Annotated in this window: 1 protein-coding gene; it reads left to right on the forward strand. The window is 67.6% G+C overall.

Annotation, left to right across the window (positions count from 1 at the left end; all coding sequences use genetic code 11):
* Window positions 1-268: 268 nt before the first annotated feature.
* On the forward strand, window positions 269-490 hold a 222-nt coding region (locus FVA95_RS29390; RefSeq protein ID WP_193564448.1), incomplete at its 3' end, for a transposase.

The following is a 490-nucleotide window of genomic DNA, read 5'->3' on the forward strand; positions in this document are numbered from 1 at the left end:
ATTGTCGCGGCCGCGGTGTGGGTCCAGCCGTGCTCGACGACGAGTTGAGCGAGCCGCAGCCGGGCGCGCGGGGTCAGAGCGGCGTTAGCGTGGGACACGAAGGCCTCCGGTGGGTGAAGCGGTTCCTAGACAGCTCCACTTCACCAACCGGGTTGCGTCCAGGGACGTGGTGTACGACGTCGTCGCTGATCAACGGCGTGGCGTCGGGATATGAGACGGCCACCGCGTGATCCTTCGAGTGCTTAGAGTTCTCGAGGGAGGAGACTCGATGGCCGCGTCAGACAGTGTGAACGATGTGGCGGGCTGGGTGAACGACCGGCTCGCTGATGCAAGCCCGGATCTGCTCCGGGCGATGATCAAACAGTTCGCCGAGACGCTCATGGCGGCCGAGGCCGACGCGATGTGCGGCGCCGGCTATCGGGAACGCAGCGCCGAGCGGGTCAACTCCCGCAACGGCTACCGGGCCCGGGACTGGGACACCCGCGCCGGC

Source organism: Pseudonocardia sp. EV170527-09 (assembly GCF_008369905.1).
In the GTDB taxonomy this organism is placed as follows: Bacteria; Actinomycetota; Actinomycetes; order Mycobacteriales; family Pseudonocardiaceae; genus Pseudonocardia.